Source organism: Pseudonocardia spirodelae (assembly GCF_037727765.1).
GTDB classification, from domain to species: Bacteria; Actinomycetota; Actinomycetes; order Mycobacteriales; family Pseudonocardiaceae; genus Pseudonocardia; species Pseudonocardia spirodelae.
The window spans coordinates 76,072-91,096 of sequence record NZ_JBBJUP010000004.1 but is presented as its reverse complement, the minus strand read 5'-3'; the positions used below and the strand labels follow the sequence as shown (position 1 = coordinate 91,096).

The 15,025-nt window shown below is 75.9% G+C and carries 12 protein-coding genes; 8 read left to right on the top strand and 4 right to left on the bottom strand.

Annotation, left to right across the window (positions count from 1 at the left end):
• Positions 1-11: 11 nt before the first annotated feature.
• On the bottom strand, positions 12-1,010 hold the full coding sequence (locus tag WJX68_RS06035) for a potassium channel family protein (protein WP_340287239.1): 999 nt from the start codon (positions 1,008-1,010) through the stop codon (positions 12-14).
• Positions 1,011-1,127: 117 nt separating this feature from the next.
• Here WJX68_RS06035 and WJX68_RS06030 point away from each other — a divergent pair, with 117 nt between their 5' ends.
• The 6 genes from WJX68_RS06030 to WJX68_RS06005 all read left to right on the top strand — a co-directional run bounded on the left by WJX68_RS06030 (position 1,128) and on the right by WJX68_RS06005 (position 7,250).
• Positions 1,128-2,216, top strand: coding sequence for a sensor histidine kinase (locus tag WJX68_RS06030; RefSeq protein ID WP_340286840.1), 1,089 nt, complete (start codon positions 1,128-1,130; stop codon positions 2,214-2,216).
• Position 2,217: 1 nt separating this feature from the next.
• Positions 2,218-3,057, top strand: coding sequence for a LytR/AlgR family response regulator transcription factor (locus WJX68_RS06025; RefSeq protein WP_340286838.1), 840 nt, complete (start codon positions 2,218-2,220; stop codon positions 3,055-3,057).
• Positions 3,054-3,431 carry a hypothetical protein gene (locus WJX68_RS06020; RefSeq protein ID WP_340286836.1) on the top strand — a complete coding sequence of 126 codons (378 nt, stop codon included), beginning with the start codon at positions 3,054-3,056 and terminating at the stop codon, positions 3,429-3,431. Before WJX68_RS06025 ends, WJX68_RS06020 begins: the two co-directional genes overlap by 4 nt.
• Positions 3,428-5,089 (top strand): sodium/solute symporter, encoded by a 1,662-nt coding sequence (locus WJX68_RS06015; RefSeq protein WP_340286834.1) that lies wholly within the window; start codon positions 3,428-3,430, stop codon positions 5,087-5,089. The genes WJX68_RS06020 and WJX68_RS06015 overlap by 4 nt, the downstream gene beginning before the upstream one ends.
• Positions 5,090-5,277: 188 nt before the next feature.
• On the top strand, positions 5,278-5,631 hold the full coding sequence (locus tag WJX68_RS06010; RefSeq protein ID WP_340286832.1) for a DUF485 domain-containing protein: 354 nt from the start codon (positions 5,278-5,280) through the stop codon (positions 5,629-5,631).
• Complete coding sequence (locus tag WJX68_RS06005; RefSeq protein WP_340286831.1) at positions 5,628-7,250, top strand: solute symporter family protein; 1,623 nt, start codon at positions 5,628-5,630, stop codon at positions 7,248-7,250. The genes WJX68_RS06010 and WJX68_RS06005 overlap by 4 nt, the downstream gene beginning before the upstream one ends.
• 63 nt (positions 7,251-7,313) lie before the next feature.
• Here the strand turns inward: WJX68_RS06005 and WJX68_RS06000 are convergent, their stop codons facing one another.
• From WJX68_RS06000 to serS, 3 genes are all read right to left on the bottom strand, one after another.
• On the bottom strand, positions 7,314-10,691 hold the full coding sequence (locus tag WJX68_RS06000) for an ATP-dependent helicase (protein WP_340286830.1): 3,378 nt from the start codon (positions 10,689-10,691) through the stop codon (positions 7,314-7,316).
• A 10-nt stretch (positions 10,692-10,701) separates the two neighbouring features.
• Positions 10,702-11,838 (bottom strand): glycoside hydrolase family 16 protein, encoded by a 1,137-nt coding sequence (locus tag WJX68_RS05995; RefSeq protein WP_340286828.1) that lies wholly within the window; start codon positions 11,836-11,838, stop codon positions 10,702-10,704.
• A gap of 279 nt (positions 11,839-12,117) precedes the next feature.
• Positions 12,118-13,368: a serine--tRNA ligase gene (gene serS, locus WJX68_RS05990; RefSeq protein ID WP_340286826.1), complete on the bottom strand. Its 1,251-nt coding sequence runs from the start codon at positions 13,366-13,368 to the stop codon at positions 12,118-12,120.
• 80 nt (positions 13,369-13,448) lie between these two features.
• Here serS and WJX68_RS05985 point away from each other — a divergent pair, with 80 nt between their 5' ends.
• Positions 13,449-14,303, top strand: coding sequence for an LLM class F420-dependent oxidoreductase (locus tag WJX68_RS05985; protein WP_340286824.1), 855 nt, complete (start codon positions 13,449-13,451; stop codon positions 14,301-14,303).
• A gap of 10 nt (positions 14,304-14,313) precedes the next feature.
• The gene (locus WJX68_RS05980; protein ID WP_340286822.1) at positions 14,314-14,979 is read left to right on the top strand and encodes a phosphatase PAP2 family protein; all 666 of its coding nucleotides are present in this window, start codon (positions 14,314-14,316) and stop codon (positions 14,977-14,979) included.
• Positions 14,980-15,025 lie beyond the last annotated feature (46 nt).

The window sequence follows — 15,025 nt, the reverse complement described above, 5'->3', positions numbered from 1 at the left end:
GGGTGCTGTGGTCACTCGTCGTCGGCGGGGGTGGCCTTGCGGACGTAGAGCAGCTGGTCGCCCCGCTCCAGCGCGTCGACCGCGGCGGAGTCCACCCGGTGGAGCTGCTCGCCGCGGACCACGCCCAGCACGATGTCGGGCAGGTGCCGGGGCGACCCGCCGACCTCGGACGGCTCGACCTGGCGCTGGGAGATCGCGAACCCGGCGTCCGGGGTGAGCAGGTCCTCCACCACCTCGACGACCGCGGGCGAGCGGGTCGCGACACCCAGGAGCCGTCCCGCCGTCTCGTCGGAGACGATGACCGAGCTGGCACCGGACTGGCGCAGCAGGTGCACGTTCTCCGCCTCGCGCACCGCCGCGACGATCGAGATCGACTTGGACAGCTCGCGGGCGGTCAGGGTGACCAGCACCGCGGTGTCGTCGCGGTCCAGCGCGACGACCAGCGTCGTCGCCAGCTGCACGCCCGCGATGCGCAGCACCGCCGAGCGGGTCGCGTTGCCGGACACGGTGACCAGGCCCAGCCCGGACGCGACGTCGAGGCGCGTCCGGTCGGTGTCCACCACCACGATCTTCTCGGGCTCGACGCCGTCGCCCAGCATGGTCTCCACCGCGGCCCGGCCCTTGGTGCCGTAGCCGACGACGACGGTGTGCTCGCGCACGCGCGACCTCCAGCGCTGGATCCGGAACGACTGCCGCGAGCGCTCGGTGAGCAGCTCGACGGTCGTACCGACGAGGACGATCAGGAACAGCACCCGCAGCGGGGTGATCACGGCGATGTTGACGGCCCGGGCCGTCGGGCTGACCGGGACGATGTCGCCGTAGCCGGTCGTCGACAGCGACACGGTCGCGTAGTAGAGCGCGTCGAGCATCGAGATCTCGCCGGCGCCGTTGTTGTCGAGGTAGCCGTCGCGCCCGAAGAAGACGATCAGCGTGGTCGCCCCGAGCGCGAACACCGCGATCACCAGACGGGTCACCAGCGACCGCACCGGGCCGGAGCGGGCGTCGGGCATCCGCAGCGCGCCCTCGACGTGGGGATCGAGTGCGCTGAGGCGGGTGGAGCCGATCACGCGGGCAGGCTAGCGCCCGCCCGGGGCCACGGTGCCCGCGCGGGCCCTATCCTGACTCAGGTGTCGGCCGAGGGGGACCACGAACGCGGGACGCGCGCTGCGCGCACGTCGCTGCGGCCCCGGCTGGGCGCCCGCCGGTTCCGGGCCGCGCCGGACCCCGCCGCCGACCCGACCGAGGTGCTGGAGACCGGTGTCGCCGTCGCCGCCGGGCTGCGCGCCCCGGCCGGCTCCGCGGCCGCCGCCGACGCCCTGCGCCGCCTGGCCGGGCTGTGCGGCGCCGACGCGGCGGGCCTGGTGCGGCCGGGCCTGCCCGTCACGTGGTGGGGCCCCGGCCGCGACGACGGCGCCGCCCTCGCCGCGCGTGCCCACGGCCGGCGGCTGACCGAGGCCGGCCGCACCGCGCTGCCCCTCGACGACGGCGCCGTCCTCGTCCTGGGCGGCACCCTCGGCTCGGCCGCGGCGCGCCGGGCCGCCGGGTTCGTCGCCGACGCCCTGGAGCGCGCCCGTCTCGCCGACGGCGAGGCCGAGGCCGAGGCCGACCGGCTGCGCGCCCTGCGCGCCCAGATCTCGCCGCACTTCGTCTACAACGCGCTGACCACGATCGCCTCGTTCGTGCGGTCGGACCCGGCCCGCGCGCGCGACCTGCTGGAGACCTTCGCCGAGTTCATCCGGCACTCGCTGGCCCGCGGCGACTACGTGTCGCTGGCCGGGGAGTTCCGCTCGGTCGAGGCGTACCTGACCCTGGCCCGCGCCGTGCTCGGCGACCGGCTGCGGGTCCAGGTGCGGGTGGCGCCGGAGGTGCTGCCGGTGCCCGTGCCGGTGCTCGCGCTGCAGCCGCTGGTGGAGAACGCGGTGCAGCACGGCGTCGAGCGGTCCGCCGACGGCGGGCTCGTGCAGGTCAGCGGCGAGGCCGAGGGGGACGTCTGCGTGATCACCGTCGACGACGACGGGCCGGGCATGAGCCCCGAGCACGCCCGGGCCGTGCTGGCCGGGACGGCCGGGGGCGCCGGGCTGGCCCTGGTGAACGTCGACCGCAGGCTGCGTGCCGTGTACGGCCCCGGCCACGGGCTGGTCGTCGAGACCGCGCCCGGCGCCGGGACCCGGATCGTGCTGCGCATCCCCCGCTTCCAGCCCGGCGTGGTGGTCTGAGGTGGGTGCGCCGCTGCGCGTGCTCGCCGTCGACGACGTCGCCCCCGCCCTCGACGAGATCTGCGCGCTGCTGGCCGACGCGCCCGACGTCGGCGAGATCGCCCGCGCGGGCGGCGCCGTCGACGCCCTGCGCGCCATCCCCACCGGCCGCTTCGACGCCGTCTTCCTCGACATCACGATGCCCGGCATGGACGGCCTGGAGCTGGGCGGCGTGCTCGCCGCGATGGCCACCCCGCCCGAGATCGTGTTCGTGACGGCCTTCGAGGAGCACGCCGTCGCCGCGTACGGCCTCGGCGCCGTCGACTACCTGCTCAAGCCGGTCGGCGCCGACCGGCTCGCCGACGCGCTCGCCCGGGTCCACCGGGCCCGCGCCGGGCGCACCGCCGCCGGTCCCGCCGCGGCGGCCCCGCCGGGACCGGCCGGGCCGGCCCTGCCGCGGGTCGACGAGCTGGCCGTGCTGCCCGTGGAGGCCGCGGGCCGGACCCGCTACGTCCGCCGCGAGGACGTCCGGTTCGTCGAGGCGCACGGCGACTACGTCCGGCTGCACGTGCCGGCCGGGTCGCACCTGGTGCGCATCCCGCTCTCGCGCCTGGAGGAGCACTGGGACGCGCACCGCTTCGTCCGGGTGCACCGCAGCTTCCTGCTGCACCTGCCCGCGGTCCGCGAGCTGCGCAGCGACGCGGGCGGCGGCCTGCTCGCCCACACCGACGCCGGCGACGTCCCGGTCAGCCGGCGCCACGCCCGCGACCTGCGCGAGCAGCTGATGGCCGCGGCCACCGCCGGCGCGCTCGCCGACCGGCACGGCCCCGGCGACGACGGGCCCGGCCGGGGGCGGGCGTGAGCAGCCGCCCGCGCCGGGTCGCGGTCACCGCACCGCCCGCGCGCGGCACCGTCGTGCCCCGGCCGCACGCCGCGGCCGCGCTCGACCCGGACCTCACCGCGGCGGCCCGGCGGCTGCGCCGGGTGCAGCTGCGCCGGGCGGTGGTGACGCTGACCTGCGCCGCGGTGCTGCTGTTCGGGCTGCCGGTGCTGCTGCGCCTCGCGCCGGAGCTCGCGCAGTGGCGGGTCGGCGGGCTGCCGTTCGGCTGGATCGCGGTGGCGTGGCTGCCCTACCCGCTGCTCGCCGTCCTGGGCTGGTGGCACCTGCGCCGGGCCGAACGCGCCGAGCGGAGCGACCGCGCCGACCGGGTCGACACCGCGGGGCACCGCCCGTGACGGCCGCCGCGGTCGTCGCGCTGCTGCTGGTCACGGTGCTGATCGGCGCTCGCGGGGTCGCGGCGATGCGCACCACGTCGGACTTCCTGGTGGCCTCCCGGCGGACGTCACCGATGCTCAACGCGGCCGCGGTCTCCGGGGAGTACCTGTCGGCCGCGTCGTTCCTGGGGGTGGCCGGGCTCGTCATCAAGGAGGGTACCGGCGCGCTCTGGTACCCGGTCGGGTTCGCCGCCGGCTACCTGCTCATGCTCGCCCTGGTCGCGGCGCCGATGCGCCGGTCCGGGGCGCTGACGGTGCCGGGCTTCGCCGAGGCCCGGCTCGGGTCGCGGCCGCTGCGCCGGTTCTGCGCGGTGGTCGTCGTCGTGATCGCGGTGCTGTACCTGGTGCCGCAGATCGTCGCCGCCGGCCAGCTGCTGACGCTGGTCTCCGGCGTCGACTACTGGGTCGGCGTCGTCGTCTCGGGGCTGGCGGTCGGGCTGACCCTGGCCCTGGGCGGGATGCGGGCCGCGACCTACGTGCAGGCCTTCCAGTTCGCGCTGAAGCTGCTGCTGTTCGCCGGGCCGGCGATCTGGCTGCTGCTGCTCGCCGGGCCGCAGCTGCGGGCCGACCTGGCCGCGCCGCCGGAGTTCACCCGCTTCACCGCCGAGACCCCGGTCGACTTCCGGCTCGACACCGACCTCGTCCTGACCGAGCCGACCACGGTCGTCGTCGACGGCGTCGCGACGGCACTGGAGCCCGGGCCGCACCACGCCGGGGCGGACCAGGTCTGGGTGTTCCCGGCCGGCGCGTCGGTCCCGGAGCTGGGCGGGGGCCGGGCCCCGGTGCCCGGCGGCGCGGAGTGGGCCCTGCCGCTGCTCGGGACCGCCGACACCGCCCCGCTGCTCACGACGTGGTCGGTGCTGGTCGCCACCGCGCTGGGCACGATGGGGCTGCCGCACATCATCGTGCGCTTCCACACCAGCCCGGACGGCCGCGGCGCGCGGCGGACCGCGGCCATCACGATCGCGATGCTGGGCGCGTTCTACCTGTTCCCGATCGTCTACGGGCTGCTGGGGACGGTGCTCACCCCCGAGCTGTACCTGTCGCAGGGCACCGACACCGCGATCGTCACGCTGCCCGGGCGGATCACCGGCGGCGGCACCGCCGCGGCCCTGACGGCGATGCTCACCGCCGGGGCGTTCGCGGCGTTCCTCGCCACCTCGCTGGGCCTGCTGCTCGCGCTGTCCGGCGCGCTGGCCCACGACCTCATGCCGTCGGGGCTGCGCCGGCTGCGGCTCACCGCCCTGGCCGCCTCGGCGGCCGTCGTCCCGGCCGCGCTGCTCATGGTGCGCGTCGACGTCAGTGCCGCGGTGACCTCGGCGTTCACCGTCGCGGCGTCCACGTTCTGCCCGCTGCTCGTGCTCGGACTGTGGTGGAAGGGCTTGACGGCGCGCGGCGCGTACGCCGGAATGGTCACCGGACTGGTCGCGACGGTCGGGGCGATGGCCCTGGATGCCGCGCTCGGGCTGGGCGGTACGGCGGGCATGCTGCTCGCCCAACCGGCCCTGTGGTCGGTGCCCTGCGCGTTCGTCGTCATGATCGCGGTGTCACTGGGCGACCACGTTCCGTCGGACGCGGAAGCTACGATGCTCCGGCTCCATCTGGCCGATCGCGAGTAGGCACTTAGCGTAGCCGCGAGGTCGCGTCAAGACCGTTGGTCGTTCTCCGGTGCGCTCGATCGCCCGGTCGTCGGCCGCTCGCATCTCGGTTCGGACGGGGCGTGCGTGTGGGGTTCCGCACACGGCCCGAAGGCCCTTTCCTGGGTCCGGTTCCGTGGCCGTGCGCGGGTTCATGCAAGGAGGCATACGTGAGTACGACCGAGTCCGACGAGCAGCCCGGCGGTTCGACGCCCGGCGCTCCCGACTGGGCGGCCGCTCAGGCCAGCCCCGACTTCCAGGAGCTGCGCAGGCGGCTGCGCGGGTTCGTCTTCCCGGTCACGGCCGGGTTCCTGGCGTGGTACCTGCTGTACGTGCTGCTGGCCAGCTTCGCGCCGGCCTTCATGGCCACGCCGGTCCTCGGCAACATCAACCTGGGCCTGATCCTGGGCCTGCTGCAGTTCGTGTCGACGTTCGCGATCACGGTGGCCTACATCCGGTTCGCCGGCCGCACGCTCGACCCGCTGTCGACGAAGGTCCGCAACGAGATCGAGGGGGGCCGATGACCACGACGGTGCTGGCGGCGACCGCGGACAGCAACCCGGTCCTCAACATCTCGATCTTCCTGGTCTTCGTGATCGGGACGCTCGGGATCGTGTTCTACGTCAACAACCGGCAGGCCAAGAAGACCGCCGCGGACTTCTACACCGCGGGCGGCGGCTTCTCCGGCACCCAGAACGGTTTCGCCATCGCCGGTGACTACCTCTCGGCGGCGTCGTTCCTGGGCATCGCCGGCGCGATCGCGATCAACGGCTACGACGGCTTCCTCTACTCGATCGGGTTCCTGGTCGCGTGGCTGGTCGCGCTGCTGCTGGTCGCCGAGCTGCTGCGCAACACCGGCCGGTTCACCATGGGCGACGTCCTGGCGTTCCGGATGAGGCAGCGCCCGATCCGCGCCGCCGCGGCGACCTCGACGCTGGCGGTGTCGTTCTTCTACCTGCTCGCGCAGATGGCCGGCGCCGGTGCGCTGGTCTCGCTGCTGCTCGGCATCTCGGGCGCGGTCGCGCAGGGTGTCGTCATCGCCGTCGTCGGCGTCGTGATGATCGCCTACGTGCTGATCGGCGGCATGCGGGGCACCACGTGGGTCCAGATGATCAAGGCGGTGCTGCTCATCGCGGGCGCGCTGGTCATGACGGTCTGGGCGCTGTCGCTGTTCGGGTTCAACTTCTCGGCGATCATGCAGGCCGCCGCGGACGGCTCGCCCAAGGGCGAGGGCCTGTTCGCCCCGGGCCAGCAGTACGGCAAGTCGCTGACCTCGAAGATCGACTTCATCTCGCTGGGCATCGCGCTGGTGCTCGGCACCGCGGGCCTGCCGCACGTGCTGATGCGCTTCTACACCGTGCCCACGGCCAAGGAGGCCCGCCGCTCGGTCGAGGTCGCCATCTGGCTGATCGGCCTGTTCTACCTGTTCACCCTGGTCATCGGCTTCGCCGCCGGTGCCCTGGTCGGGCCGGAGGCCATCAACAACGCACCGGGCAAGGTCAACTCCGCCGCCCCGCTGCTCGCCGCCGCGCTCGGCGGTCCGGTGCTGCTGGGCATCATCGCCGCGATCGCGTTCGCGACGATCCTGGCGGTCGTCGCCGGGCTGACGATCACCGCGTCGGCGTCGTTCGCGCACGACGTCTACATCAACGTGATCAAGAAGGGCGAGGTCGCCGACACCGAGGCCACCCAGGTCCGGGTCGCGCGGCGCACCGCGATCGTGATCGGCATCGTGGCGATCGTCGGCGGCATCCTGGCCAAGGACCAGAACGTCGCGTTCCTGGTGGCGCTGGCCTTCGCCGTCGCCGCGTCGGCGAACCTCCCGACGATCCTGTACTCGCTGTTCTGGAAGCGGTTCAACACCACCGGCGGCCTGTACTCGATCTACGGCGGTCTGATCAGCACCCTGGTCCTGATCATCTTCTCGCCGGTCGTGTCCGGCGCGGAGACCGCGATCTTCCCGGAGGCGGACTTCGCCTGGTTCCCGCTGGCCAACCCGGGTCTGGTCTCGATCCCGCTGTCGTTCCTGCTGGGTGTCGTCGGGACCTACGTCGGCCAGAAGCGCCACGACGGCAGCAAGTACGCGGAGATGGAGGTCCGGTCGCTGACCGGTGCCGGCATCGCCAAGGCCGAGGTGCACTGAGCCCCGGCCGCCCGTACGCCGAGCCCGCGTCCCGGACACCCCGGGGCGCGGGCTCGCGGCGTCTCAGGGGCCGGTCGCGGTGCCCGACGGCACGCCGGCGACCAGGTCGTGCAGGGAGCGGGCGTCGAGCAGGTCGGCCGGGCGCAGGGTGACGCCGTCACGGACGTAGTGGAACGCCGCCCGCACCCGGTGGGCCTCGACGCCCTGCAGCGCGGCCCAGGCCAGCCGGTAGGCCGCGAGCTGCACCCCGACGGCGTGCGTGCGGTCCGCCGCGGGCGGGGCACCGGTCTTCCAGTCCACGACGGTCCAGCCGCCGTCGGGGTCGGCGAACACGGCGTCCATCCGGCCGCGGACCGCGACCCCGGCCAGCACGGTCTCGAACGCCACCTCGACGTCGACCGGCATCCGCTGCGCCCACTCCGACTCCTCGAAGGCGGCCTGCAGCTCCGCCAGCTCGGTCGCGTCGGCCTCCGACGCCGCGGACTCGTCGGCCGCGCCGGGCAGCTCGTCGATGTCGAGGAGGCGTTCGGCGCCGAAGCGCTGCTCGAGCCAGGCGTGGAACGCGGTGCCGCGCCGGGCGTGCGGGTTGGGCGGTACCGGCACCGGGCGGCGCAGCCGGGCGGCGAGCGCGTCCGGGTCGTCGGCGAGCTCGACCAGCCGGCTCACCGACAGCCGCCCCGGCAGCGCGACCGTGGGCCGCTGCGCGGCCGCGGCCCGCTCGGCGAGCAGGACGTCGACGTCGGCGGCCCAGCCCTCGGGGTCGCCGTCGGCGTCGGCGACCCCCGCGGCGGGCTCCGTGGGGCCGGGCAGCTCCAGGGCGAGCTGGTCGGCGGCCGCGCCGCGGCGCGGCCGCCTCGGGCGCCGGGCCCGCAGCGCCGCGCGGACCAGGTCGGCGCCGGCGCGGACGTCGTCGTCGCGGTCGCCGAACGGGTCCGGCGGCCACAGCGCGGTCCGCTCGACGCCCGCGGCCGGGTTCCCGGTGTCGGCCTCCGGCGGCGGCGCCCACCGCTCCAGGACGCCGACCTCGGTGCCGCCGGGGCCCTCCAGGATCTCGGCCAGCTCGGTGAGGAACACGCCGGGCTCCTTGGGCCGCTCCCCGGTCGCGGGCCAGCGGTGCCCCGAGGCCAGCAGCACCCGCTCCGACCGGGTCAGCGCGACGTAGAACAGCCGGCGTTCCTCGGCGAGGCGCCGCTCGTCCAGCGCGTCGTCGTGGTCGTCGAGGGCGGTCTCGACCTGCTTGCGGTCGGCACCGGGCGGGGGCAGGTCGAGGCCGGGCAGGTCGTCGGCGTCGCCACGCAGCGGCACCGGCAGCGCGGCCGGGTCCTTGAGCCAGGAGCCGGACATCTTGCGGCCCGGGAAGACCTGCGCGACCAGGTGCGGGACGGCGACGACCTCCCACTCCAGGCCCTTCGCGGCGTGCACGGTGAGGATCTGCACCCGGTCCGGGGCGACCTCGACCTCTCCGGGGGTGAGCCCCTCCTCGGCCTGCTCGGCGGTCTCCAGGTAGTCGAGCAGCCCCGGCAGCGACGGCACGTCCGCGCCCGCGGCGAAGTCCGCGACGACGTCGGCGAAGGCGTCGAGGTGTGCCCGCCCGGTCGGGCCGGGGCGGGCCATCGTCTCGACGTCGAGCAGCAGGGTCCGCTCGACGTCGGCGACCAGGTCGGTCAGCGGCGCGGCGGTACGGGCGCGCAGCTGGCCCAGCTCGCGGCCGATCCGGCGGATCCGGTCGAACCCGGCCGGGGAGTAGCGCTCGGGCCCGCCCGGGTCGTCGAGCGCGTCGACCAGCCCGGCCTGCTCGGCCTGCTCGCCGGGCAGCGCGCCGAGTGCGAGCTCGGCGGCCGACAGCGGCCCGGGCCGCGCGGGGCGGCCGGGGACGAGCTCGCGGGCGCGCTGCCACAGCGCGGCCAGGTCGGCGACGCCGAGGCGCCACCGCGGCCCGGTCAGCAGGCGGACGGCGGCCGGCCCGGCGAGCGGGTCGGACACCACCCGCAGCGCGGAGACCAGGTCGCGGACCTCGGGCGTGGACAGCAGCCCGCCGAGCCCGACGACCTCGACCGGGACGCGGCGGTCGCGCAGCGCGGCGGCCAGCGCGTCCATGTCCGAGCGGCGCCGTAGGAGCACCGCGGCGGTCGGCGGGGTCCCCTCGTCGGCGCCGGCGTGCCAGCGCCCGGCGATGCCGTCGGCGACCCAGGCGACCTCGGTGGCGACGTCGGGCAGCAGCGCGGCGCGGACGTCGCCAGGGCCCGCGCCGTCGAGCGGGCGCAGCTCCCCCACCCGCACCGAGCCGGGCGCGGTGCGCAGCGGCTCGGACACCCGGTTGGCCAGGACGAGGACCTCGGCGGGGTTGCGGAAGCTCGTCAGCAGCCCGTGCACGGGGGCCGGGTCGCCGCCCGCGGCCGGGAAGTCGGTGCGGAACCGGGCGAGGTTGCCCGCGCTGGCGCCGCGCCAGCCGTAGATGGACTGGCAGGGGTCGCCGACGGCGGTGACCGAGCGGTGGCCGCCGGTGTCGCCGGGCGGTTCGGCGGCGAGCCCCGGCGGCACCCCGAACAGCGCGCGCAGCAGGACCCGCTGGGCGTGCCCGGTGTCCTGGTACTCGTCGAGCAGCACGGCCCGGTACTGGGCGCGCTCGATCCGCCCGACCTCCGGGTCGGCCTCGGCGATGCGGGCGGCCAGTGCCATCTGGTCGGCGAAGTCCATCGCCTGCTCGGCCTGCTTGCGGCGGGCGAACTCGGCGACCAGCGGCAGCAGCTCCAGACGCATCCGCTGCCCGGCGATGCGCGCCTTGTACCCGGCCGACGGCTCCGCGCGCTGCCGCTTGCCGGGCGGGGCGTGCTCGAGCACCGGCAGGATCCGCGCGGCGAGCCGCTCGACCTGCTCGGGCTCGACGAGGTGCTCCCCCAGCTCCCCGGCCAGCGCCAGCAGGTAGCCGGTGACGGTGGCCGGGACCCGGTCGATCTCCAGGTCCGCCGCCCAGGTGGAGACGACGCGGTGCGCGAGCTGCCAGGCCGCCGTCGGGCCGAGCAGCCGGTTCGCGGGCTCCGCGGGCAGGCGCAGCGCGTGCTCGCCGACCAGGCGCCCGGCGTAGGCGTGGTAGGTGGCGACGGTCGGCTCGCCGGCCAGCAGCGCGGCGCGGCGCGCGCCGGAGGGGTCGAGGTCGTCGAGCAGCCGGGAGCCGGCGAGGCGGCGCAGCCGGGACCGCACACGGGTGCCGAGCTGCTGCGCGGCCTTGCGGGTGAACGTCAGCCCCAGGACCTGCTCGGGCAGCACCCGCCCGGTCGCGACCAGCCACACGACGCGGGCCGCCATCGTCTCGGTCTTGCCCGCCCCCGCCCCGGCGACGACGAGCGCGGGCCCGGCGGGCGCGCCGATGACGGCGGCCTGCTCCTCGGTCGGCGGGTGCAGGCCGAGCGCGACGGCCAGCTCGACGGGGGTCGGGTCCACGCGGACCGTTCTACCCGGCACCACCGACGGGTTCGTACACGCGTGCCCAGTCGACCTGCAGCCGCACCTCGTCGGGGGTGGTGGCGTCCGGGCCGGGGATCCACTTCACGGCAGGCCCCTGGTCGAGCTGGATCGCGAGGTGCATCGGCGTGGTGGGGATGGCCCGCCGGTCGGTGACCTCCCACTTCTTCTCGCCGTCGACGTACCAGGTGATCCGGTCGGGCAGCCAGTCCAGGGCGAAGGTGTGCCACTGGGTGAAATCGCCGGGCGTCTCGGTGGACAGGATGTGGTTCTGCGCGCCGTAGTGGATGAACGCGGTGGCGGCGTGCCGGTCGCCGTAGGGGATCTCCATCATGTCCAGCTCGCCGTCGTCGGGGAAGCGCTCCGAGTCCGGCCAGAGCAGGATGGCGGGGCTGTAGCCGGTGCCGACGTCGGTGCGGGCGCGGAACTCCCAGCGGCCGTAGAGCTGCCCGTCGTGCATGGCGATCCCGCCGGAGACGCCCCCGCCGGCGGCCCGCGGACGGGCGGTGACGGTGAGCAGCCCGTCGCCGACGCCGACGGCCGACGGGCGCCGCAGGCCGTTGCCGAAACCGCCGGGCGAGTTGTAGACGGTCCAGGTGCCGCGGTCGACCGCGGTGCCGTCGAACTCGTCGCCGCCGACCCGCTCCCACTGCTGCGGCGGGGGCGGCGGAGGTGGCGGCGGGAGCTGGTTGTCCAGGGCCGAGGTGGCGGGGTTCGCGGCGTCGGCGGTGCCGTCCGGCGGCACGAGGACGGTCCAGGTCAGACCGGCGACGGCGACGAGCACGAGCGCCATCGCCCCGGCGCCGTGCGCGACCCGGCGGCGCAGCCCGGTGGGCGCGCCGGACCGGGCCGGGCGGCGCGCGTCGCGCGGGGCGCGGGCGCCGGCGGGGACGGGCCGGACGCGGGAGGTCGTGGCGAGGGCGGCGGGCGGGGGTGCGGCCGGCGGTGCCGCTGCCCGTCGCTCCGGCCGGACGACCGCGGGGCCGGGCCGCGGCGCGACGGGCCGCCGTGCGACGGGTGCGGCGCCGGGCCGCGGCGCGGCGGGACCGGCCGGTCGCGGCGCTCCGCTGCCGGCCGCCGGCGGCGCGGGGGTGCCGGGCCGGCGCGGTGCGGGCGGCGCGGCCACGGGACCGGGCGCGGCGGCCGGCGGCCGGGGACGCACCGGCGCCGCGGCGCGGTGGGCACCGGGTCCACCCGGCACACGGCGGCCGGTCGGCCACGGGGTCCGGCCGGCCCCCGCGCCGGAGGTCCGGTCGTCCCCTGCGGCGGCGTGCCGGGGCGCGTCCGGGCGCGCTCCGCGCGCGGACACGGCTCTCCCCGGGTTCTCCACGATGTCGTGGACGTCCGGCCACCCGTTCGGGTTGCCCCGGCTCGGGGTATCCCGCGTCACCCCGGCGGGCCGGGCTCAGGCCGGGGGCGTCCCGACCGTCGCGGGGGCCCCGTGCCGCTGCAGCACCTCGGGCACCGCGACGGTGCCGTGCGCGTCCTGGAAGTTCTCCATGATCGCGAGCATCGCCCGTGCGGTGGCGCCGGTGCCGTTGAGGGTGTGCACGTTCTCCGTCGGCGCGCCGGCCTCGCGGCGGAACCGGACGTTGAGGCGTCGCGCCTGGTAGTCGGTGGTGTTGGAGCACGAGGTGATCTCGCGGTAGCGCTCCTGCACGGGGAACCAGGCCTCGATGTCGTACTTCTTCGCGGCCGGGTTGCCCAGGTCGCCGACGGCGATGTTCTGCACCCGGTACGGCAGCCCCAGCTCCTGCACGATCGACTCCTCGTGCGCGAGGAGCTGCTCGTGCACGTCGCGCGAGTGCTCGGGCAGGCAGTAGACGAACATCTCGACCTTGTCGAACTGGTGCACCCGGAACATGCCCTTGGTGTCCTTGCCCGCGGCACCCGCCTCGCGGCGGAAGTTGGTGGAGAACGCCACGTACTTCGCGGGCAGCGTCGCCAGGTCGACGATCTCGTCCATGTGGATGCCGGCGAGCGCGACCTCGGACGTGCCGGTGAGGTACAGCCCGTCCTTCTCCAGCTCGTAGAGGTTCGACGCCTCGGTCGGCAGGAACCCGGTGCCGTACATGGCCTTCTCGTTGGCCAGGACGGGGCCGAGCACCGGGACGAACCCCTCGCCGGTCAGCTTGTCCATGACGAAGCGGAACAGCGCCATCTCGAGCAGCGCGACGTCACCGAAGCGGTAGGCGAACCGCGACCCGGACAGCCGCGCGCCACGGACCATGTCGACCCGGCCGGTGGACGACGCGAGGTCGAGGTGGTCGCGCGGGGTGAAGTCGAACGACGGCGGCTCGCCCCAGGTCCGGACGGTGACCGCGTCCTCCTCCGCCATGCCGTCCGCGGCGGTCGGGTCGGGCAGGTTCGGGATGCGGGCGAGCAGCTCGGTGCGCTCGGCGTCGGCGGCCGCGAGGGCCTCCTCGGCGGCGCGCAGCTCGTCCTTCTCCTTCTTGAACTGCTCGACCTGCTCGGGGGTCGGCCTGCCCTTGGGGCGCTGCTTGGCGGCGGCGCGCAGGCTGCCGACGTGGTCGGTGGCCTCGCGCCAGCGCGCGTCGACCTCGAGCAGTGCGTCGAAGTCCGCGGACGCACCGCGGCGTGACAACGCCGTGCGGACGGTGTCCGGGTCCTGTCGGGCCGCCTTGAGGTCGATCACTGCGGTTCCAGCCTCTCGCGTCGTGGAGGGGCCATCGTAGGACCGGGAATGATCCGTCCCGCGCGGTGGTAGTCGTGTACATGAGTGTTTCCCTCGGCCGGTACGGCGTCTGGCGGCACGAGACGGGGCTGTCCCCCGAGCTCGCCGCCGAGATCGAGAAGCTCGGGTTCTCCACGGTGTGGGTCGGCGGCTCCCCTCCCGGGGACCTCGCGCTCGCGGAGTCGATGCTCGACGCGACGAGCTCGCTGACCGTCTCCACCGGCATCGTCAACATCTGGGCGACCCCGGCCGAGCAGGTCGCGGAGTCCTTCCACCGCATCGAGGCCCGGCACCCGGGGCGGTTCCTGCTCGGCATCGGCGTCGGGCACCCGGAGGCGACCAGCGACTACACCCGCCCGTACGCGGCGCTGGTCGACTACTTCGACCGGCTCGACGCGGCGGGCGTCCCGGTCGAGGGCCGGATGCTGGCGGCGCTCGGGCCGCGGATGCTCGACCTGGCCCGCGAGCGCAGCGCCGGGACGCACCCGTACCTGACCACGCCCGAGCACACCCGCTCGACCCGCGAGCGCTACGGCCCGGGGCCGCTGGTCGCGCCGGAGCACAAGATCGTCCTGAACGACGACGCCGGGGCCGCGCGCGGGCTCGGCCGCCCGGCCGTCGAGAAGCCCTACCTGGGGCTGGTCAACTACCGGAACAACCTCAAGCGCCTCGGCTGGGCCGAGTCCGACCTCGACGACGGGGGCAGCGACGCGCTGATCGACGCGCTCGTCGCGCACGGGACGCCCGAGCAGGTCGCGGCCCGGCTGGACGAGCACCTCGCGGCGGGTGCCGACCACGTCTGCGCGCAGGTCCTGACCCCGGGCATGGCCGCACCGGAGGGTGATCTGCGCCGGCTCGCGTCCGCTCTCGGGCTCGGCGGGGCCGCCGCTCGCTAGCCTCGGCCGGGTGCGTGCCGCCCCGAGCCTGCTGGGTCCGCTGCGCCGGCCGGCACCGGTGATCGCCGCGCTCGCCGCGGCGGTCGTCGTGGTGCTCGCCTGGCGCTACCGGGGCGACGCCGTCGCCGGGCGGCTCGACCGCGACGCGGGCACGGTGCTCGACGCGCTCGGGCACCGGCCGTCGAGCCTGCTCGCCGACGCGACACGGTTCGGGTCCCCGCCGACGGTGGTGCTGTGCGCGGTGCTGCTCTCGGGGGCCGCCCTGCTGCTGGGACGGCGACGGCTGGCGGTGCTGGCCGTCGCCGGGCCCGGCCTGACCGGCGTCGCGACGACGGTGCTCAAGCCGCTGATCGGGCGCACCATCGGCGACACGGCGTCCGCGGGGTTCGCCTTCCCCAGCGGACACACCGGTGGGGCCGTGTCGATCGGGCTGGTCGTCGCCGTCGGGCTGGTGGGGCTGCTGCCGGTGGCCCGGGCCGGGCCCGCGGTGACGACGCTGATCGCGGCCGCGCTGCTCGCCGGCGGCACCGTCGGCGCGGGCATGGTGCGGATCGGGGCGCACTACGCCACCGACACCGTCGGCGGGTTCTGCACGGCGGTCGCGATCGGGCTGAGCTCGGCGCTGGTGATCGACCGGGTCGCGGACCGGTGGGCGGCGCGGGCCCGGAGCGGCTGACCCCGCCGCGCGGGACCGCGGGGACCCGGTCGGCCGGGCCGCACGG